Origin of the sequence: Streptomyces sp. NPDC020299, from assembly GCF_044387825.1 — a bacterium.
In the GTDB taxonomy this organism is placed as follows: domain Bacteria; phylum Actinomycetota; class Actinomycetes; order Streptomycetales; family Streptomycetaceae; genus Streptomyces.
The window spans coordinates 128,999-148,485 of sequence record NZ_JBIRWL010000008.1 but is presented as its reverse complement, the minus strand read 5'-3'; the positions used below and the strand labels follow the sequence as shown (position 1 = coordinate 148,485).

The following is a 19,487-nucleotide window of genomic DNA, read 5'->3' as shown; positions in this document are numbered from 1 at the left end:
GCGGCCCGCGCGCTGCCCGTGCGGGCTCAGCCCCCGACGCCGTCGCGCAGCAGGCGCCGGGCCACCTGGGTGCGGGCCGCGGCGAGTTCCGCGGCGATCCGCTCGGTCCGGCGGGCCTGCGGCACCACCGCCGCCGCCATGGGCTCCCCGACGAGCAGGCAGGCGCGCCGCAGATGGGTCGGCGGGTGGGTGGCGTCGACCTGGTGCCCGCGCCGGGCTCCGGCGCGCCGCTGGCGTTCGTACTCGTGCTCCGGGACGGACGCCGTGTACGCGGTGAGCAGCTCCCACAGCTCGTCGGCCCGGGCCGCGGCCTGGCGGGCGGACCTCGATCCGCCGAGGGCGGCACGGTTGGCCTCGGTGCGCAGCAGGACGCCGACCGACTCGATGATGAGCAACCGGTCCATGAGGCCCACCGCCGCCTGCGTGGAAGCGGTGCGGGCGGCCAGCCGGTCGGCGAGGTACTCGGCCCGCGTCCTGCCCTGCGACGTCAGCCGGACGAGCAGCACCAGCAGTCCCCGGACCAGCAGGCGTGGCACCACGTAGACGGCGTTGACGGCCATCTCGATCACGGTCGGGTGCGCGATCGGCCGGAGGGTGTGGTACCAGAGGGACAGGGTCCGCAGCGCCGTGCCCACCACCAGGCCGTTGCGCGTGTCGCTGTTGGCGTAGTGGCCCAGCTCGTGGCCGAGCAGCGCGATCCGCTCCCCGGGCGTGAGGACCTCCCACAGCGGCATGCCCAGCGTCAGCAGCCGCCGGCCGCGCACACCGTACGTCGTGACGCTGGCGTTGATGTCCCCGTCCACGGCGATCGCGTGCACGCTCCGGGTGCCGACCGCCCGCGCCACCTCGTCCACCAGGGCGAAGAGTTCGGGCGCGTCGGACCGTAACAGCACGGGTACGTCGTCGGGCAGGCGGCTCACCCTCGGGGCGAGCCCCCAGGCCAGGACCAAGAACACCAGACCCGCCACCACGCCGGGGCCGCCCCAGCCCGCCACCACGCACCAGACGCCGACGGCGGCGAGCGCGAGGGTGATGCCGTGCACGGTCAGGGCGAGCGCGGTGGCGGTCACCGCCGAGGCGTCGCGCCTCGGGCGCAGTTCCCGCCCGCTCAGCATCTCGGCGAGCAGCTGCTCGCCATGTCGCCGGGCCAGGGCGCGCTCGGCCCGGTCCAGCCACCCCGTGTCCGGCCGTGGCTCCTCGGGGTTCACGTTCCAGTCGCAGGCGGCGCACCACACGGTGAACCGGCTGTCGCCACGGATCTCCGTGCCGCATTCCGGGCACGGCTGTGTCGTCTCTCTGACGATGTCGGGCATCACGGTCTCCCCCTCCTTCGCGGCTCCTCCCCGAGCCGCTACCTGCTGGTACGGGCCGATCTGATCACACGGCGGGGCCGCGGTGAAGGCGCGGCCGTCAGTAGGGGGCGAACCGTGATCCCGCCGCAACCGTCCGGCCCCCCTCACCGGGGCGCGGCACCGCCGGGCGGTGTGCAACCGCCTGAAGCGGTGGCGCTAGGGCTCGCTCCGCCGGGGCCGCCCGGGGGCCCGGCTCGTGAGGAAGGCCTTCAAGCCGCGCCGCAGCGCGGTGCGTTCGGCGGGGTGCATCGCTGCCAGGGCCGCCGCCAGGGCCTGTTCGCGGCGGGCCGCGACATCGCGCAGGGCGTGCCGCCCGTGGGCGGTGAGGCTCAGCCGGACCTCGCGTCGCCTGCGCGGATGCAGTTCGCGTTCGAGCAGTCCGGCCGCCTCCAGCCGGTCGCACAGCCGGCTGGCGGTCGGCATCCCTATGTCCAGCCGTTGCGCCAGAGCGGTCAGGTTGACGCCCGGCGCCGCCTCGAGGGCCCGCAGCGCGCGCAACTGGTGCAGGGACAGGCGCAGAGCCGCGTCCTGAGCGGCGAGCGACCACAGGGTCGTCAGGTTCTCCACGGCGTCGGAGATCTCCAGGGCGATGGCCTCCGGGCCGTCGCCCGGCCCCTTTGCCCGCTCCTCGCCGGGCCCGCCGGGATGGGTCACGACATCACTTTCCCTCAGCTCCGTGCCGTACGGGTGTCACCTCACCCCCTCGCCCTACCCGACGAGCGGCGGAGCAAGCCGTCGGGCGAGGGGGCCCGGCGCCGGGGAGCGTCTATCCGCCCCAGAAGCCCCAGGACGCCGTACCGTGCACGGCCGTCAGCACGGCGAGGACCACGAGGTCCGCGATGCCCAGACCGAGACCGAGCAGCGCCCGGAACCGGCGCGGGGTGTCGCGGCGCAGCGCGATCACGGCCAGCACGATCGCGATCGGGCCGAGGACGATGTTGAGGACGAGCAGGCCGACGAGCCCGAGGACGAAGGAGGCCACGGCCATGCCCTCGGTGTCCCGCCGGCCCGTCCGGCGCGAGGGAGGTGCGGTCAGCCGCATCGGCTACGCCCCCCTCGTCCCGCGGCGGCGCCGTTCCCGTGCCGCGAAGACCAGCAGCCAGACGGCGATCAGCGTGCCCAGGACGACCGTGACGGGCCAGGGGAGGTACGCGGCGGCCCCCACGACGATGCCCAGCAGAAGCAGGGCGGCGACCAGGAAGAGCACGGGCTACCTCGCTCCGGCCGGGCCGGCGGAAAGGGGCTGACGCTTCCTCGTCCGTTTGCTCAACGCGTTCATGACATCGCGGGTTACCCCCGATCGGCCCCGTCACTCAGGTGGGCCCGGGCGTCGTCCAGAATCCGTCGGGCGGCGTCCAGCGCCGCGGCGCGGTCCTCGGGGACGAGGCCGATACGGGTGCGCCGGTCGAGCAGGTCCGCCGTGTCCAGCGCGCCCTCGTGGCGTGCGGCCCACAGCAGTTCGGCGCCGGTGACGGGATGACCGGGTACGACGGGTTCGGCCAGCCGGCGATCCTCGGAGGCCAGGGCGTGCACCGCCACGGCCTCGGTGCCGTAGCGCCGGACCAGGCGCCGGGGCGCGGGCAGCGTGCCCAGCCGCGACGGCGCCGCGGCTCCGACGAGGGGGAGGGCGGCGGTGGGGGAGGGCCCGGCCGGCAGCCGGCGGGCCGAGACGGCGGCGTCGACGGCGTCCTCGGCCATCCGCCGGTACGTGGTGAGCTTGCCCCCGACCACCGTGACGACGCCCTGAGGGGAGGTCAGTACCGCGTGCCGCCGGGAGATGTCGGCGGTCCTGGCCGCCTCCGCCCCGCCCGACCGGTCCGGCGCGGTGTCCAGCAGGGGGCGCAGACCCGCGAAGGCGCCCACGACGTCGGCGCGGTGGACCGGAGCGTGAAGGACGGAGCCGAGTACGTCGAGCAGGAAGCCGATGTCCGTCTCCGGCACCTCAGGGACGTCCGGGACGGGACCGTCGACGGGTTCGTCGGTGAGACCGACGTACACCCGGCCGTCGCCCTGCGGCAGGACGAGCACGAAGCGGTTGGTCTCGCCGGGGACCGGGATGTGCAGCCCCGCCGGCAGGGGGCCGAGCCGCTCGGCGCGCAGCACCAGGTGGGTGCCCCGGGACGGCCGGATCCGGATGCCGTCGACCAGGTCGCCCGCCCACACGCCGGAGGCGTTGATCACCGCGCGGGCCCTGATCTCGCCCTCCTCGCCGGTGAGTTCGTCACGGACGCGGGCGCCGCCGGCGGACAGCCCGAGCACCCGGACCCGGGTCAGGACGCGTGCGCCGTGGGCGGCCGCCGTGCGGGCGAGCGCGGTCACCAGACGGGCGTCGTCGGTGAGCCGGCCGTCCCAGGACAGCAGGCCGCCGCGCAGGCCGTCGGTACGCAGCGCCGGGGCCAGGTGACGGGTCTCCACCGCGGACAGCCGGCGGGGCGCGGGCAGGGTGGCACGGGCCGTGCGGGCCACCAGACGCAGGGTGTCGCCGGCCCGGAAACCGGCCTGGGCGAGGGCGGCCTGGCCGCGCGAGACCAGGGGAGTGAGCGGCAGCACGAACGGCTGCGCCCGGACCAGGTGCGGCGCGGTGCGCTGCATCAGCACACCCCGTTCCACGGCGCTCTCGTGGGCCACGTCGAGCTGCGCGGACGCCAGATAGCGCAGGCCGCCGTGGATGAGCTTCGAACTCCAGCGCGAGGTGCCGAAGGCGAGGTCGTGGGCGTCCACGGCGACGACCGAGAGTCCGCGGGCCGCGGCGTCCAGAGCGGCTCCGGCGCCGGTGGCACCGAGGCCGACCACCAGGACGTCCACCACCGGGCCGCCGGCGGTCTCGGCCAGCTCACGTGAGCGGCGGCCGGCGGACAGGGACGAGCTGCTGGTGGGGCTCATGGCGTGAGGGTCCTCTCCAGGATGGTCCGCAGCTCCGCGAGGAAGGCGGCGGTGGTCAGGTCCGGGTCGTCCTCGTCGGTCATGGTCCGCAGCGACAGGGTGAAGGACTGGACGGTCAACAGCACGGAGCGGGCCTGTAGTTGCGGGTGGCAGGCCCGCACCGAACCGTCGGCGTGCCCGTCGCGCAGGGCGCCGCCCAGCAGCTCGAGCAGGGCGTCCTGGCTGGCGCCGCGGCGGTCCAGCACATACGGCAGGAGAAGTTCCGGGTCGACGTCGATGATCTTGCGGAAGAGCGGGTGGGCGCGGAAGGCCGCCACTCCGTCCACCAGTCCCTCGACGACCAGGTCACGCGCGGACCGGTCCGGCCGGGGATCCGGCATGGCGCGGGTGGCCACGCCGACCCACTCGCGTGTCATCAAGTCCCCCACGAGGGAACGGACATCGGGCCAGCGCCGGTAGAGCGTCATCCGCGAGACACCTGCCCGGCGGGCCACGTCGGTCAGGGTCGTACGACGGACACCGACGGCCAGCACGCAGTCGCGCACCGCGTCGAGCACCGGATCACTGTCCTGGTCGTTGTGACGAATAGGCGTCATGTGTCACAGTGTAACGCCCCCGGAAGCGAGTGATGAGGACGAACCGTCATGGACATGCTGTGGAGTGGCTGGGGCGACCCGGCCGAGGCGGCACCGCTGCCCGAGACGGTGACCGGGCTGCTGCGCGACCTGCTGGGCGTCAAGCCGCGCCCGGACGAACCGCTTCGGCTGGAGGACATCGCCGTACCCGCCGCACCGCTCGACGACGCCGCCCGCCAGGCGCTGTCCGCGGCCGTGGGCGGCGACGAGCACGTCCGTACGGACGCGGAGACCCGCATCCGGCACACCCGGGGCAAGTCCACCCCCGACCTGCTGCGGATCCGCGCCGGGGACGTGAGCGACGTACCCGCGGCCGTCGTCCTCCCCGCCGGGCACGACGACGTACTCGCCGTCCTGCGCGCGTGCGCCGAGCACGGCCTCGCCGCCGTCCCGTTCGGTGGCGGCACCTCCGTCGTCGGCGGCCTCGCCCCCGAAAGGCGAGAACCGTTCGTCGCCCTGGACCTGCGCCGCATGAACCGGCTGCTCGCCGTCGACCCCGTTTCCCGCACCGCGCGCCTGCAACCCGGCCTGCGCGCACCCCAGGCCGAGGCACTCCTGGCCGAACACGGCTTCACGCTGGGGCACTTCCCGCAGTCCTACGAGTGGGCCACCATCGGCGGGTTCGCCGCAGCCCGCTCCAGTGGACAGGCCTCCGCCGGGTACGGGCGCTTCGACGAGATGGTGCTCGGCCTCACCCTCGCCACCCCCGAGGGCACCCTCGAGACCGGCCGCGCTCCCCGCTCCGCCGCCGGACCCGACCTGCGCCAGCTGATCCTCGGCTCCGAGGGCGCGTTCGGCGTCATCACCTCCGTCACCCTCCGGGTACGCCCCCGGCCGGCCGTCCGCCGGTACGAGGGCTGGCGCTTCGCCTCCTTCGAGGAGGGCTCCACCGCGCTGCGGCGGCTCGCCCAGGACGGCCCGCGCCCCACGGTGCTGCGCCTGTCCGACGAGACCGAGACCCTGATCGGCCTCGCCCAGCCCGACGCGATCGGCGCCGAGGGGGCACCGGCCGACGCCGGATGTCTGGCGATCGTCGGCTACGAGGGCACCGAGGAGGACACCGCCCGGCGCCGAGAGCGGGGCGCCGCCGTCCTGCGCGAGTGCGGCGGCACGTACGCCGGTACGGAGCCGGGCGTACGCTGGGCGCACGGCCGCTACTCCGCGCCGTATCTGCGGGACTCCCTGCTCGACGCGGGAGCCTTCGCGGAAACGCTGGAGACCGCCGCCTTCTGGTCGCGTGTCCCCGAGTTGTACACCGCCGTCCGCACCGCGCTGACCACCGCGCTCACCGACGCCGGCACCCCACCCCTGGTCATGTGCCACATCTCGCACGTCTACGAGAACGGCGCCTCGCTGTACTTCACCGTCGTCTCCGCCCAGGGCGACGACCCGGTCGCCCACTGGGCCCCGGCCAAGCGGGCGGCGGGCGAGGCGATCCTCGCCGCGGGCGGCACGATCAGCCACCACCACGGCGTGGGCACCGACCACCGGGACTGGTACGTCCGCGAGGCCGGCCCCCTGGGCGTCGGCGCCCTCCGGGCCGTCAAACAGCGCCTGGACCCCGGCCACATCCTCAACCCCGGCGTCCTGCTGCCCACGGACTGACCCGGTCCGCCCCACCCGCTCAGCACACGACCCGCCCCGGAGGCGCACCCCATGCGACAGTTCACCGCCGTCGTCAACCCCACCGCGGGCTCAGCGGGCGCGGCGGCCGCCCTGCTCCGGGTGGCCCACGTGCTCCGGGAGGCCGGGGCGGAACTGGAGACGGAGTACAGCCGCAGCCTGGCGCACGCCCAGGACATCGCCCGCCGAGCGGGGGAACGGGGACGGGTGGTGCTGGCGGTCGGCGGCGACGGCATCGCCGGCGGCATCGGCGGCGCGTTGAGCGGCACCGGCTCCGTGCTCGGCCTCGTCCCGGCCGGGCGGGGCAACGACTTCGCCAGGGCCCTGGGCCTGCCCGCCGATCCCGAGGCCCTCGCCCGGCTCCTGCTCGAGCGAGAACCACGAGCGGTGGACACCATCGAACTACGGTCGGCCGTCCACGCCGGGACCGTCGTGCTGGGCAGTGTGTACGCGGGGGTCGACGCCCTGGCCAACCGCCACGCCAACCACGCCCGGCTGCTTCGCGGCGCCGCCTCCTACTACGCGGGCGGTCTGCGGGCCGTGACCACCTGGCGCCCGGTGAACTACCGGGTCACCGTCGACGGCCGGCCCCACGTACACCGCGGCTACACCGTCGTCGCCGCCAACTCCCCCTACTACGGCTCCGGACGCATGATCGCCCCCGCCGCCCGCGTGGACGACGGCCTGCTCGAGATCGTGATGATCCGCGAGGCACCCCGCCGGCTGTTCTTCACCCTGATGAACGAACTGGCCTCCGGCGCCCACGTCGAACGGCCCGAGGTCCACATCCTGCGCGGCCGGGAGATCCGCATCGAAGCCGACCGCGAGGTGCCCTACGGCGCCGACGGAGAGGTCGAGGCGGTCCTGCCCGTCACGGCGAAAGTACTGCCCGGCGCGCTGAAGATGCTGTACTGACGGCCGGAAGGTGTTGAGGCTGAGGCCTCAGGTCTGCCGGAAATGGGCTCGGTCGCGCGTTCGAGCGGGCCCTGGGTGCTCTCCGACCGCCGTGCGCGGCTCCCGGGCCGTCCGACTCCCGGCAGGCCGCCACCCGCCCACCGATGCCCTCGGCAAATACGCCCTGACCTGGTGTTTTCCGCGTATCCGCCTAGGCTGGGGTTCCGCTGGGACACCCGTTGGAGGGGGACTTCATGAGTGACGCCGCCAATCCGTACGCCGCCGCCCACATTCAGGTGCTGGAGGGCCGGGAAGCCATCCGGAAACGCCCCGGGATGTATGTGGGTTCGACCGGTGAGCGAGGGCTGCACCACCAGGTGTTCGAGGTGGCGGAGCCACGTGGGTGGTTCGGCAACGCGGCGAGCGTGCGTGCCAGGCGTCGCGTGGCAGGCGGGAATTGTCAGACAGGCCCTAGCATGCCGGGTCATGGCGATGTTCGTGCACCTGACCTCGGCGGCCGACACGCCGCGCGACCGGAGATCCGGGATCCGCGGGAGCAGTCTCGGACAGGGCGGTGCGCGCGGTGTGTACTGCTTCCCGGTGCTGCCGTCGTACGCCCTCACTCATCAATGGCTGCGCGAGCTGGCCCGTTCCGGGAGCCGGGGTGGGCTCGTCGCCGTGCACGTGCGACTGGACGACGGCCAGCGGGTGCTGGTCGGACGGTACGCGGACCGCCCGCGCGACGCCCAGGTCACCGTCACCGCCGCCGAAGCGGTGCGGCGGATCTCGGTGCTCGAGGACCCGCGCGGCTGGGAGGTGTTCGTCCCCCGGGCGATCCGGCCGCGCGAGGTGCACCGGATCAGGGCCGTGCCGCAGACGGTGGGCTGGCGGTACCGGCCGGACGCGCACGGGACCCGGCCGTGCACCTGCTTCGGCTGCCGGGAGCGCGGCGGGTACGGGGCGCGGCGCCTGCGCGAGCGGCTGCCGCATCCGCTGGACGGGCCGCCGCCCTCGGCGAGGGTGCTGCTGGCCCGGGTCGCGGCGGCCGGTGATCCGGGAGACCCGGCCGCGCTGCGGGAGGCACTGCACTGGTTCGGGATGCGCCGCCGGGGTCCGCTCGCCCGGTTGGCCCGGCTGAGCGGCCATCCCGACCCCGGTGTGCGGGAGGAGCTGGTGTGGGCGGTCGCCCGCTGGTCCACGCCCGGGGTCGCCGAGCTGCTGGACGGCCTCGCCGGCGACCCGCACCCGGACGTCCGCGAGGCGGTGGCGGCCGTCCGGGCCTGAGGCGTACCCTGCCCGGCGTGACAAAGGCGCTCTCAACTGCTGCGTTGTTGTGAGCATCGCCCGAGCGTGCCGCCCGCGCGGTCCTACCGTCCGGCTATGAAGACGAGTCGCGGCAAAACGAGTCGCAGCAACACGAGTGACAGCAGAGGAAGAACCGCGAAGGCCCTGCCCCGTGTCGCGCTGGCGGTGCTGTTGACCACCGGGGCGCTCACCGCGGTGGCCCCCGGCGCGCGGGCAGCGGTGACGCGGACCGAGACGCCGGTGGCGTCGACGAGCCCGGTGACCGGAGTGACGGAGTCGGTGGTGCGGGTGAAGGTGCCGCTGCCGGCGTCCTTCGGGACCCGCCCGGCAGCGTGCGACTGGCTGTCGTACCTGCGCTACCGCGCCACCGACGGTCCGGCCGCGTCGGCCGACGCCGACCGGATCCTGGTCGCCCAGCCGGGCATCCTGGAGGGCGCCGGGGCCTTCGACAGCGTCGCCCGGGACACCGTGGCGCGCGCCGCCGGGCAGGGCGAGCACATCGAGTTCTGGGCCCTGGACCGGCGCTCCAACTGCCTGGAGGACCACACCGGCATCGATTCCGGCGACCAGCACACGGCCGTCGACTACTACTACCGGGGCAAGCAGGTCGACGGCCGCACCTTCGCCGGGTTCACCGGCAACGACCAACTGGGCTGGATGGCGAAGCTCGGCATCGAGCAGACAGTCCGCGACCAGTACGACCTGCTCACCGCCGAGTTGCCCGGCCGGCAACTGCGCAAGCGGAAGGTGCTGTGCGGCGGGCACTCCCTCGGCGGGGTGATCACCGGGTACTTCGCGGCCGCCGACTTCGACGGCGACGCCGCCACCACGACCGACGCCGGATACAACCAGTGCGCCGGCTACTTCGCCCTCGACACCACCGTCTCCACCTCCCTCGCCGACCTCAGCGGCAGCATCCCGGACGACACCGACCTGCCCGACATCGGCCTCGGTTACGGCGTCGTACAGGCCGGCCTCGACAGCGGAGTGCTGCCGCGCTCCCTGTCCGCGCCGGTCCTGCTCAACCCCGAGACGATGACCCTGCTGGCCATCGCCGGCGTGGGCGCCGTACAGGATCCGGACGGCGAGGCCGACCTGCCGGGCTACCTGCCCGCGAACGTCGACATCGAGGCGACCAACCGTTTCCTGTTCTCCAAGGACGCCGCCACCTTCCTCACCGGCTCACCCGCGGTGAAGGACTTCCGGCTCACCAACGACGCCGTGCTCGGGGCGCTGATGGACGACAACTCCGTACCGCTGGCGTTCCTCCAGAGCAGCGTGGGCTTCTTCGACGGCGGGCCGGTCACCGACAAGAACTTCCCCGTCGCCAACGGCGGTTCGCAGCAGCCCGCGCTGTTCGGGGTCGGGTACAAGGCCATCCCGGACCAGCCCCACGGGCCGCTGTACACATGGCGGAATTACGACCGTGTCGGCGACCCGGACGACCCCGGGTACCGGTCGGCCGACGGCACGCCCTTCACCGACGCCGGCAAGGAGGTCACCGACATCCGGGAACTGGCCCGCAGCCTGGCCCAGCAGCCGCTGGACTTCACCGAGCAGTACTTCCCGACCAAACTGGTCACCGACCTGGAACTCGCCACCTCCCCGCAGGTGAAGCGGCTCGTCGCACATCCGGAGGGACTCACCGCCAACCCGACGCTCACGGTGCTCGCGGGCGACGGGCTGCTGGCGGGCCGGATCCCGGCCGACCTGCACCCCGTGGTCGCCGCCGGCTACCAGCACCTCGACGTGCTGACCGCGGCGCCGGCGCAGAACGACGGACGGCCCGAGCCGGTCTCCACCAACCTGGCGCGGTTCGCGAAGACACCGCAGTAGCCCGCACGCGCCGAAGGGCCCGGGAGGATCTCCTCCCGGGCCCCTGGTGTGTTACGCGGATCAGACCTTGCCCGCGGCGAACGTGGCCGCCGCGTCGGCGTCGGCGCCGTAGCCGAGGTGCGCGAGCACGTCGCCGCCGCCGTTCTCGCAGATGGGGTCGCCCTTGGCGCAGAAGTCGATGGTGCGGCTCTGGTAGGTGCCGGTGACGCTCTTGCCGAGGGCGCGGATCGGGTTGCCGAACAGCAGCACGGCGGCGACCCTCGGCGCGAGCGCGGCGGGGATGGTGGCCACGATGGGGCTGCCGACCACCGCGCCGTCGCTGCTGATGCCGATGGAGTTGTCGACGACGTTCGCACCCTGCGAATAGCCGACGAGAATGAAACGCTGATTCGGACAGGCCGCGGCCTGACCGGCGACGTGGTTCACCACGTCCGCGTTGCCCTGCGCGGCCGAGGTGAGCGAAAGGTCCGCGGGGTAATTCACCTTGTAGCTGGACAGGGTCTTGCCCGTCAGTTTCTTCTGGAGCGCGGAATACACCGGGTCGCCGACGATCGCGCCGAGAGTGCCCGGCTCGAACGTGCCGCGGGCGGCGACGACGTCGATGTCCGAGCAGGTGGCTGCCGAGGCCGTGGGTGCCGAGAGGGTGGTCAGTCCGGCCCCGCCGAGCAGCGAGAGCGCGGCGAGGCACAAGCGGATGCGCATGGGGATCCTTTGCGGGGTGGGGCGCGTCGACGCGCCTGCGGAAAAGGATGCCCTGAAGGTATTCGCTTTCACTGACGGGCTGTTATGGACGGGAATTCAGAGATTCCATGGTTTTTGTTGCCGATGTGAGTGCGGAGGGTTCCCGTAACTCCCCGGCGCGCAGCGCCAGAATGAGGTCGAGGCGGGTGCCGGGGTCGTGCAGGGCGTCACCGAACAGCTTCTCCAGCTGCCGCAGGCGGTAGCGGACCGTCTGGGGGTGGACGTGCAGCCGTGCGGCGACGTCCGGCACGTTGCTGCCGCTGAGCAGCCAGGCCAGCAGCGTCTCGGCGAGCCGGCCGCGCTGGCCGTCGGAGACCGTGTCGAGGGGAGCGAGGACCCGCGCCTCCAGCTGGGCCAGCAGCGGTTCGTCGCTGTGCAGCAGCAGGGTCGACAGATGGTCGGCGCAGCGCACCACGCCCTGGCGGGGCAGGATCCCCCGCCCCATCAGCCCCAGCGCCCGGGCCGCCCAGTGCAGCGACTGAGCGGCCTCGGTGAGCGGGACCGTCGGACCGATCGCGGCCGGGCGGCCACGCAGCGCGAGGGCGAACGCCCGCCCGCCGAAGCGGCCCGCGCCGTCCGGGTCGGCCATCAGCATCCGCGGTGGCCTCGATCCCATGTCCACGAGTGCGCCGGCCGCCGCCAGCGGCCGGTCCTCCTCGCGCTCGTCCGGGGTGGCCGCGAGCGCGACGACGGCGACGTGCCGCGGCACCGGCCACCGCGCGGCGTGCGCCAGGTCCTGCACGGCTTCCGGTGACACCGGCCCGTCGCCCAGCAGCAGGTCGAGCAGCCGTCTGCGGCGCCGCTCCAGTTCGTCCGTACTGCGCAACCGGGCCTCGGCGTACCCGGCCGCCGCGGCCTCCGCGACCTCGTGCACGGTCCGGAACGCGAGCTCGCCGAGCGCGGCGACCACCGCGGAGTCCAGCCCCAGCTCCTTGGCCGTACGGCCCATCAGCCGCCAGGCGTGCAGCCCCCCGACGCGCAGCGCGGACTGCAGCGCGTCCAGGCTGCGGCCCTCCAGGGCCTCCCCACGCCCGAGTTCGTAGTACGTCGTCGCGATCGCGTCCCCCCGGCCGCGCGGGTCGGCGATGTGGTCGACGAACAGGGTCAGCGCCAGCTCCACTCCGGCCCGCAGGTTCCTGCGGTAGTTCCCGTCGGCCGGCCTCGCGTACTCGGGGACCTGGCCGCGGACCTCCTCCTCCACCTCGTCGGCCACCGTGTCGAGCTGGGCGCGCAGCAGTTCGGCCAGGCCGGGCGGCAACGGTGGGGCCACCGGACCGGCCGGCACTCCGCGCGGGGTGGGGACCGCCATCGCGGACACTCCTTTCACCCGGAACCGGCTCACCCTCGGGCCGTCGCCCGTGGGGCGAGGGAGATGTCCCGTGCTGGACGGACGCCCCCTGCGCTCCGTTCCGTGCCCCGACGGCACCGACATCACTCCGGCACTCCCAGTGCACGGGCGAGCATCGGCCATGACGCGGTGAACTCCCGTTTCCAGTACGTCCAGCTGTGGGCCCCTCCGGTGTAGTAGTGGGTGGTGACCGGGATGCCCAGCAGGGTGAGCGTGTCGGTGAAGGCGTGCGCGGACAGCCACAGGGCGCTCTCCAGCGCTTCGGGCCACAACTCGTCGGTGCCGCCCGCCAGTCCGCTGCCGCTGGACACGTACAGCGGGGTGCCGCGCAGCCCCGAGGCGCGGGCGCGCGGGTTGTAGCCCTGCCAGGTGAGCAGGTTCAGGACCGGGTTCCCCCAGAGCGTGAGGGGCAGCAGGTTCTCGCGGGCCACGATGGCGTCCACGACGGGGGGAACTCCGGGCGCGGTGGTGTCCAGGATCCCGCTGTAGGAGGCCGCCGCGGTGAACGCGCCCGGGTGGCGGGCCGCGTGGGCCATGGCCCCGTAGCCGCCGGTGGAGACCCCGGCGACGGCCCGCACGCCGGAGGCCCGGTAGTCCCGGGCGAGCAGCGCCGGGACCTCGGTGAGCTGGAAGGTCTCGTAGTCGGGCCCGCTGAGCCAGTCGGTGGGGATGCCGGTGGGGCCCCCGTCGGGCATCGCCACGATCAGGTCGCGGCCCTCGGTGAAGGCCTCGATGTCCGTCTCCCGGGTCCAGGAGGTGTAGTCGTCGTGGGCGCCGTGCAGCAGGTACAGCACGGGGTAGGTCCGCCCGGTCCGCGTGGCGAAGTCCGTCGGCAGGATCAGCCGTAGCGGCGCGCTGCGGCCCAGCGCGGCGGAGGACACGGTGAGGTCGAAGGTGCGCGGCCCGACCTGGGTCGCGGCCTCGGCCCGCGCGGTGCCCGCGGCGCCGAACAGGACGGCCAGTGAGCCGGCGGCCGCCGCCTTGGCGACGGCGCGTCGGGACACTCCGGTGGTGGGGTGGGGCATGGCGGCTCCTCGTTCCGTTTCAGCGGCTCTGCGCGGCGAGTTCGCGCCGCAGATGGGCGGCGAGCTCGTCGACGTGTGGGGGGTCGAGCAGCGACAGATGGTGGCCCGCGACCGGGACGACGGTCAGGCGCGGGCACACCTCGTCCCAGCCGAGCGCCTCGTCGTCCCGCTCGTACGCCGGGTCGCGCACGGTGTGCGGAGCGGGCTCGGTGGCCCGGTACAGCACCACCCGCCCGTCGTGGCGGCCCGGGCGGTGCGCCTCGCCGGTCCTCAGGTCCAGGTAGGAGGCGCGCTGGTGCTCCAGGGCCGCGGCGGGCACGTCGGCGGCCCCGCGCAGGGCGCTCAGCACGGCGTCGATGCGCTCGCCGTCGTCGTCCATCGCGACGAGCTCGTCGTACGGCAGCTCCAGCCGGACCCCGTAGGTGTCGGCGACATGCCGGGCGAAGCCCGTGAAGTGGGCGCGGATCCGGTCGGCCGGGGTGCGGCCCGGCTGGGGGAGGGGCCGTACGGAGTCGATCAGCACCACCAGTTCCACCTCCCGTCCGGCGGCGGTGAGCAGGCGCGCGGTCTCCTGGGCGACGAAGCCGCCGAAGGACCAACCGCCCAGCAGGCAGGGGCCGTCGGGGTGGGCGGCGGCGACCGCCTCGGCGTAGTGCCGCGCCTTCTCCGGCACCGTCCGGGCCGCTTCGACCCGGTCCAGCCCGTACACCGGCCGGTCGTCCCCGAGCCGGTCGGCGAGCGCGCGGTAGACGTCGGTGGTGCCGCCGGCGGCGTGGACGAGGAAGAGCGGGGGGCGGGAGCCGGTGGTGCGCAGGGGGCGGAGCGCGCCTGAAGGGAGGGCCTGGTGGAGCGCCTGCTGGATACGGCCGGCCGCCTCCTCGACCGTCGTGGCGCCGAGCAGGTCGCGCAGGGGGAGTCCGACCCGGAACTCGCGTTCCACGGCAGCGCGGACACGGACCGCCATGAGTGAGTCAAGACCGAGGTCGGCGAGCGCGGTGGCGGGAGTGATACGGGCCGTGGGGTGACCGGTGACGGCGGCGATGTGGTGGCACAGGCGGGCGAGGACGGAGGTGTCGTCCGCCCAGGCGGTCTCCTCCGCGAGCGGCGCCGCCGGGGCGGGGGCGGCCGGGGCGGTCGGACGGCCGTCCGTCCACCAGTGCCGTACATGACGCCAGCGCGGCGCGGGCAGGTCGACGACCCGGCCGGCCGGCAGCGGCAGGCGTGCCCCCGCCGCGTACAGGCTGCCCAATCGGGTCAGGAAGTCGGCGGAGCCGTCCGCGTCGCGGCGCAGTGTGCCGACGGCGAGCGCACCCGGCGCGGTGTCCGTGACGGGCCGGGTCAGCACCGGATGGGGGGAGATCTCGACGAACGCGGTGTGCCCGTCGGCCGCCGCTGCCGCCACGGCCCGGTCCAGGTGCACCGGCCGGCGCAGGTTCGCGGCCCAGTGGGCGGCGTCGAACGCGCAGGTGCCGCGCGGGTCGTCGAGGACGGTGGAGTAGACGGGGACGCGCGGCGCCGTGCCCTGGACGTCGGCCAGCGCCTCCGTCAACTCCGGCAGCAGCCCGTCTACTTGGGGTGAATGTCCGGCGCCGGCGACCCGCATGGCCCGCGCCGCCCGGCCCTCCTGCTCCAGCCGCCGCACCAGCCGGGCCACCGCGGGCTCCTCGCCGGTGACGACCTTCTGGCCGGGCGAGGAGTGGACGGCGATGTGCACACCGGGGAAGTCCCGTTCCAGGGTGTCCAGTGCGGCGTCGTCGAGGTCGACCACGGCCATCGCGCCCCCGCGCAGCCCGCTGAGCAGCCGGGCCCGTACGGCGACGACCCGGGCCGCGTCCGACACGTCCAGGGCGCCCGCGCACACCGCGGCGGCCACCTCGCCCATGGAGTGACCGATGACGGCGGCGGGTTCGACACCGTGGGACCGCCACAGCTCGGCGAGCGCCACCTGGACGCCGAACAGGACGGGCTGGGCCACCTCCAGCCGGTCGAGGGCCGCCCCGGACGCCAGCTGGTCGTACAGGGACAGGCCGCATTCCGGGGCGAGTTGGGCGTCGAGCTTCTCCACGGCGGCGGCGAAGGCGGGCTCCTCGGCCAGCAGCCGGCGCCCCATGCCGGGCCACTGGCTGCCGTACCCGGAGAACACCCACACCGGCCCGCGCCCGACGAGATCACGGTCGTCGGTCACGACCCGCGCGTGGGGACGGCCGCCCGCCAACGCGACCAGCCCCTCCGCGAGTTCCTCCCGGTCCCTGGCGACGACGGCGGCACGCACCGGTCCGCGCCCGGTGCGCCCCGCGAGGGTGCGCGCCACGTCGGCCGGCCGCGCGGCGCCTGACTCGGGGGTGAGGAGCCAGTCGGCGAGCCGGGCCGCGGTGTCCCGGACCCGTTCCGCGTCGAGGTCGGAGAGCAGGTGCAGCCGGGCGGCCGGCTCCTCGGCGGGGGCGGGTGACAGGGTAGCGGGCCGCCATTCCTCCAGTACCGCATGGGCGTTGGTGCCGCCGAAGCCGAACCCCGAGACCCCGGCGGTGGCGGTGCCGCCGTAGCGGGGCCACGGCTCCGGCTCGGTCACCACCCGCAGCCGGGCGTCGACCGGGGAGCCGCCCTCGGCGCAGTGCAGGGACGGCGGAACGAGGTCGTGGTGCAGCGCCAGCACCGTCTTCACCAGCCCGGCGATGCCCGCCGCGGACTCCAGGTGGCCGAGGTTGCCCTTGACCGAGCCGAGCAGCAGCGGCTGGTCCGGGTCGCGGCCCGGACCGAGCACGGCGCCGAGCGCGCCCGCCTCGATGGGGTCGCCGAGCGGGGTACCGGTGCCGTGCGCCTCGACGAGGTCGACGTGCGCGGGGACGAGTCCGGCTCGTGCGTACGCGGTCCGCAGCAGCGCCTGCTGGGCGGCCGGGCTGGGGGCCAGCAGGCCGTTGGAGCGGCCGTCGGAGTTGACGGCGGTGGCGCGGACGACGGCCAGGACGCGGTCGCCGTCCCGTTCGGCGTCGGACAGCCGTTTGAGGAGTACGGCCGCACAGCCCTCGCCGCGTCCGATGCCGTCGGCCGCCGCCGAGAACGGCTTGCACCGTCCGTCGGGAGCGAGGGCCCCCGCACGCCGGAACGCGACGGTGACCGCGGGGGAGAGCAGCACGTTGACCCCGGCGGCGATCGCCATGTCGCTCTCGCCCGTACGCAGGCTCACACACGCCTGGTGCAGGGCGACCAGTGACGACGAACAGGCGGTGTCGACGGCCATGCTCGGCCCGCGCGTGTCGAGGACGTACGCCAGCCGGCCCGCCGTGACACCGAGTGCCGCCCCGGCCGGGGCCCACGGGTCGACGGTGACCGGGTCGGCGGCGGTGAGCCGGCCGTACTCCGGCGCCGAGACGCCGACGAACACGCCGGTGGCGGTGCCGGCGAGGGAGGCGGCCGGGACGGCGGCGTGGTCGAGGGCCTCGTGGACGACCTCCAGGAGGATCCGCTGCTGCGGGTCCATCACGGCCGCCTCGCGCGGGGTGATGCGGAAGAAGTCCGCGTCGAACCCGGCGATGTCGTCCAGATAGCCGCCGTGGCGGGGCGCGTCGGCGGGCGGGAACGCGGTGAAGTCGCGCCACCGGTCCTCGGGGACCCGCCGGATCGCGTCGGCGCCCTCGCTCAGCAGCCGCCAGTAGTCGCCCGGGCCGTGCACACCCCCGGGCAGCCGGCAGCCGATCCCGATGACCGCGACCGGTTCCCCGGGGGCCGGCGGGACGGCCGGGACTTCGGGCACCGCCGGTGCGTCCTCCTGCGCCGGAACCGCCGGGCCTGTCGGCCCTGCCGGGCCGCACAGGTGTGCCACCAGGGCATCCCCCGTGGGCGCCTCCCAGAGCAGGGTCGACGGCAGCTCACGGCCCGTCAGCCGGGACAGCTCCCCGGCCAGGACCACCGCGTCCCGCGAGGCCATCCCGAGGTCGGCCAGCGGCCGGTCCATGGGGACGTCCCCGACGGCGCCGCCGTTCCAGGCGGCCACCCGCCGCGCGATCAGGCGGCGCAGCGCGCTCGCGTCGACGGTGCTCACCGCGCGCCCCGCGCCGCGTAGACGCCCTCCAGGTACCGCGCACGGGTCAGCGCACGCGACACCTTCCCGCTGGACGTCCGGGGAACGGTGCCCGGCGCGACGAGGACGACGTCGGCGAGCCGCAGCCCGTGCCGGGCGGAGACGGCCGCGCGCACGGCCCGTGCCAGCTCCGGTACGTCGATCCCGGCGAGGCTCACGGTCCGCACGTGCTCCGCCACCACGACCACCCGCTCCCCCTCGTCACCCGGTATGCCGAAGGCGGCGAGCCGGTCGCGCCGCACGACGGGGTGCGCCTCCTGGGCCGTGGCCTCCACGTCCTGCGGGTAGTGGTTGCGGCCGTCGACGACGATCAGGTCCTTCAGCCGGCCCGTGACGATCAACTGGCCGTCCAGGAACGTCCCGAGGTCACCGGTACGCAGCCAGCCGCCCTCACCGGCCGCCTCGCCGGCGAACGCGGCGCCGAAGACCCGCCGGGTCTGCTCCTCCTGGTGGAAGTAACCGCGTCCGACGTTCGGCCCCCGCACCCAGATCTCCCCGACCTCCCCTTCGGGCAGGGCGGCCCGGGACACGGGATCCGCGATGCCGACCCGCTGGCCCGCCGGGGTGCCGCAGCCGGCCAGCAGCACGGCCGAGGCGTCGTCGGGCCGCGCGGGCAGCGCCTTTCCGGCGGCGAGGGCGTCGCGGTCCAGCGCGAACCGGCGAAGCGGCTCCCCGGGCCGGGCGGCGCTGACGAAGACGGTCGCCTCGGCGAGCCCGTACGACGGACAGTGCGCCCCGGGCGCCAGCCCCTGCGCGGCGAAGGCCTCGTGGAAGCGGTCGGCGGTGGCCGGGCGGACCGGCTCGCTGCCGTTGATCAGCGCGGCGACGCCGTCCAGCCGCAGGCCGGCCCGCTGCGCGTCGGTGACGGCCGAGGCGCAGTAGTCGTAGGCGAAGTTGGGCGCGGCACTCACCGCACGCCGATGCGCCCCGAGCAGCCGCAGCCAGCGCACCGGCTCGTGCAGGAACGCGGTCGGATCCATGAGCACCGACAGCACACCCCGCACCACCGGGGCCGCGACGCTCAGCACCAGCCCCATGTCGTGGTAGAGCGGCAGCCAGCCCACGCAGGTGATCGGATGGTCGTCGGCACCGTAGGCGGTCAGCGCCTGCCGGGCATTGGCGACGACGTTGGCGTGGCCGATCTCCACACCGGCCGGGGTGCGCGTCGAGCCGGAGGTGTACTGGAGATAGGCGACCGCCGTGTCGTCGGGCGTGCCGGGCCGCCACTGTCCGGCGGCCGCGTCGGGCACCTGGTCGGCGACGACGATCGGCACGGGTGTGCCCGCGCAGAACTCCCGTACCTCCTCCAGGGTCCCGCTCGTCGTCACGACGGCCGCCGGACGCGCGTCGGCCAGGACCGCCGAGAGCCGGTCGCCGTGCCCGGGCAGACCGGGCCGATACAGCGGTACGGCGACCAGGCCGGCGGCGAGCGCCGCGAGGAAGGCGGTCACGTACTCCGTCCCCTGCGGGCACAGCAGCGCGACCCGCGACCCGGGCCTGGCCTCCTCGGCGAGCCGGGCGGCCAGCGCCCGCACCCGCAGGTCCAGGCGCCGCCAGGTCAGGGTGCGGTGGACACCCCGCGAGTTCGGGACGGGATGGTCGACGAAGGTGAACGCCCGGCGGTCCGGGATGGTCTCGGCCCAGTGCCGCACGTACTCCGGCAGGGTCCGGTACGCGGGCGCGAGCGGGGGGCGGCGGCTGTCCATCGGGCGTGGCTCCTCACGTCACGGAAACGGGCTTGCGGGGCGGGGCGGTCAGAGCGGCCGG

Annotated in this window: 15 protein-coding genes and 1 pseudogene; 5 read left to right on the top strand and 11 right to left on the bottom strand. The window is 74.8% G+C overall.

All coding sequences use genetic code 11. The annotated features are described in order from the left end of the window. Nucleotides 1–26: 26 nt before the first annotated feature. From ACH45E_RS21685 to ACH45E_RS21660, 6 genes are all read right to left on the bottom strand, one after another. Nucleotides 27–1,313, bottom strand: a complete 1,287-nt coding sequence (locus ACH45E_RS21685; RefSeq protein ID WP_361445331.1) for a M48 family metallopeptidase — start codon at nt 1,311–1,313, stop codon at nt 27–29. Between the two features lie 195 nt (nt 1,314–1,508). Next, nucleotides 1,509–2,006 (bottom strand): MarR family transcriptional regulator, encoded by a 498-nt coding sequence (locus tag ACH45E_RS21680; RefSeq protein WP_361445329.1) that lies wholly within the window; start codon nt 2,004–2,006, stop codon nt 1,509–1,511. A gap of 112 nt (nt 2,007–2,118) precedes the next feature. Beyond that, on the bottom strand, nt 2,119–2,394 hold the full coding sequence (locus ACH45E_RS21675; RefSeq protein WP_361445326.1) for a DUF4190 domain-containing protein: 276 nt from the start codon (nt 2,392–2,394) through the stop codon (nt 2,119–2,121). 3 nt (nt 2,395–2,397) lie between these two features. After that, the gene (locus ACH45E_RS21670) at nt 2,398–2,559 is read right to left on the bottom strand and encodes a hypothetical protein (protein ID WP_361445323.1); all 162 of its coding nucleotides are present in this window, start codon (nt 2,557–2,559) and stop codon (nt 2,398–2,400) included. Between the two features lie 83 nt (nt 2,560–2,642). Next, a complete protein-coding gene (locus ACH45E_RS21665; RefSeq protein WP_361445320.1) occupies nt 2,643–4,235 on the bottom strand; it encodes a glycerol-3-phosphate dehydrogenase/oxidase in 1,593 nt (530 codons plus the stop codon). Then, complete coding sequence (locus ACH45E_RS21660) at nt 4,232–4,831, bottom strand: TetR/AcrR family transcriptional regulator (protein ID WP_361445317.1); 600 nt, start codon at nt 4,829–4,831, stop codon at nt 4,232–4,234. Before ACH45E_RS21660 ends, ACH45E_RS21665 begins: the two co-directional genes overlap by 4 nt. A gap of 48 nt (nt 4,832–4,879) precedes the next feature. Between ACH45E_RS21660 and ACH45E_RS21655 the strand changes: the two genes are divergently transcribed. The 5 genes and pseudogenes from ACH45E_RS21655 (at nt 4,880) to ACH45E_RS21635 (ending at nt 10,528) form a co-directional block, all read left to right on the top strand. Further along, nucleotides 4,880–6,475, top strand: coding sequence for an FAD-binding oxidoreductase (locus ACH45E_RS21655; RefSeq protein WP_361445314.1), 1,596 nt, complete (start codon nt 4,880–4,882; stop codon nt 6,473–6,475). 51 nt (nt 6,476–6,526) lie between these two features. After that, nucleotides 6,527–7,408 carry a YegS/Rv2252/BmrU family lipid kinase gene (locus ACH45E_RS21650; RefSeq protein WP_361445311.1) on the top strand — a complete coding sequence of 294 codons (882 nt, stop codon included), beginning with the start codon at nt 6,527–6,529 and terminating at the stop codon, nt 7,406–7,408. A gap of 233 nt (nt 7,409–7,641) precedes the next feature. Continuing rightward, a pseudogene (locus tag ACH45E_RS21645) lies at nt 7,642–7,777 on the top strand (DNA gyrase subunit B); the annotation flags it as partial. Nucleotides 7,778–7,873: 96 nt separating this feature from the next. Then, nucleotides 7,874–8,671 carry a HEAT repeat domain-containing protein gene (locus tag ACH45E_RS21640; RefSeq protein ID WP_361445308.1) on the top strand — a complete coding sequence of 266 codons (798 nt, stop codon included), beginning with the start codon at nt 7,874–7,876 and terminating at the stop codon, nt 8,669–8,671. 186 nt (nt 8,672–8,857) lie between these two features. Beyond that, nucleotides 8,858–10,528 (top strand): hypothetical protein, encoded by a 1,671-nt coding sequence (locus tag ACH45E_RS21635; RefSeq protein ID WP_361445841.1) that lies wholly within the window; start codon nt 8,858–8,860, stop codon nt 10,526–10,528. 60 nt (nt 10,529–10,588) lie between these two features. On the opposite strand, the gene ACH45E_RS21630 is transcribed toward ACH45E_RS21635, so the two are convergent. From ACH45E_RS21630 to ACH45E_RS21610, 5 genes are all read right to left on the bottom strand, one after another. After that, nucleotides 10,589–11,230: a cutinase family protein gene (locus ACH45E_RS21630; protein ID WP_361445305.1), complete on the bottom strand. Its 642-nt coding sequence runs from the start codon at nt 11,228–11,230 to the stop codon at nt 10,589–10,591. Between the two features lie 82 nt (nt 11,231–11,312). Next, nucleotides 11,313–12,578, bottom strand: coding sequence for a helix-turn-helix domain-containing protein (locus ACH45E_RS21625; protein ID WP_361445302.1), 1,266 nt, complete (start codon nt 12,576–12,578; stop codon nt 11,313–11,315). Nucleotides 12,579–12,700: 122 nt separating this feature from the next. After that, a complete protein-coding gene (locus ACH45E_RS21620) occupies nt 12,701–13,642 on the bottom strand; it encodes an alpha/beta hydrolase family protein (protein WP_361445299.1) in 942 nt (313 codons plus the stop codon). A 19-nt stretch (nt 13,643–13,661) separates the two neighbouring features. Further along, nucleotides 13,662–17,681 carry a type I polyketide synthase gene (locus tag ACH45E_RS21615; protein ID WP_361445296.1) on the bottom strand — a complete coding sequence of 1,340 codons (4,020 nt, stop codon included), beginning with the start codon at nt 17,679–17,681 and terminating at the stop codon, nt 13,662–13,664. Beyond that, nucleotides 17,678–19,426, bottom strand: coding sequence for a fatty acyl-AMP ligase (locus tag ACH45E_RS21610; protein ID WP_361445293.1), 1,749 nt, complete (start codon nt 19,424–19,426; stop codon nt 17,678–17,680). Before ACH45E_RS21610 ends, ACH45E_RS21615 begins: the two co-directional genes overlap by 4 nt. Nucleotides 19,427–19,487: the final 61 nt, after the last annotated feature.

Bases quoted from the DNA above. Each gene is read 5' to 3' on its own strand.
- ACH45E_RS21650 (WP_361445311.1), top strand. From the start codon at position 6,527: ATGCGACAGTTCACCGCCGTCGTCAACCCCACCGCGGGCTCAGCGGGC.
- ACH45E_RS21655 (WP_361445314.1), top strand. From the start codon at position 4,880: ATGGACATGCTGTGGAGTGGCTGGGGCGACCCGGCCGAGGCGGCACCG.
- ACH45E_RS21610 (WP_361445293.1), bottom strand. From the start codon at position 19,426: ATGGACAGCCGCCGCCCCCCGCTCGCGCCCGCGTACCGGACCCTGCCG.
- ACH45E_RS21685 (WP_361445331.1), bottom strand. From the start codon at position 1,313: ATGCCCGACATCGTCAGAGAGACGACACAGCCGTGCCCGGAATGCGGC.
- ACH45E_RS21620 (WP_361445299.1), bottom strand. From the start codon at position 13,642: ATGCCCCACCCCACCACCGGAGTGTCCCGACGCGCCGTCGCCAAGGCG.
- ACH45E_RS21660 (WP_361445317.1), bottom strand. From the start codon at position 4,831: ATGACGCCTATTCGTCACAACGACCAGGACAGTGATCCGGTGCTCGAC.
- ACH45E_RS21675 (WP_361445326.1), bottom strand. From the start codon at position 2,394: ATGCGGCTGACCGCACCTCCCTCGCGCCGGACGGGCCGGCGGGACACC.
- ACH45E_RS21630 (WP_361445305.1), bottom strand. From the start codon at position 11,230: ATGCGCATCCGCTTGTGCCTCGCCGCGCTCTCGCTGCTCGGCGGGGCC.
- ACH45E_RS21665 (WP_361445320.1), bottom strand. From the start codon at position 4,235: ATGAGCCCCACCAGCAGCTCGTCCCTGTCCGCCGGCCGCCGCTCACGT.
- ACH45E_RS21640 (WP_361445308.1), top strand. From the start codon at position 7,874: ATGGCGATGTTCGTGCACCTGACCTCGGCGGCCGACACGCCGCGCGAC.
- ACH45E_RS21625 (WP_361445302.1), bottom strand. From the start codon at position 12,578: ATGGCGGTCCCCACCCCGCGCGGAGTGCCGGCCGGTCCGGTGGCCCCA.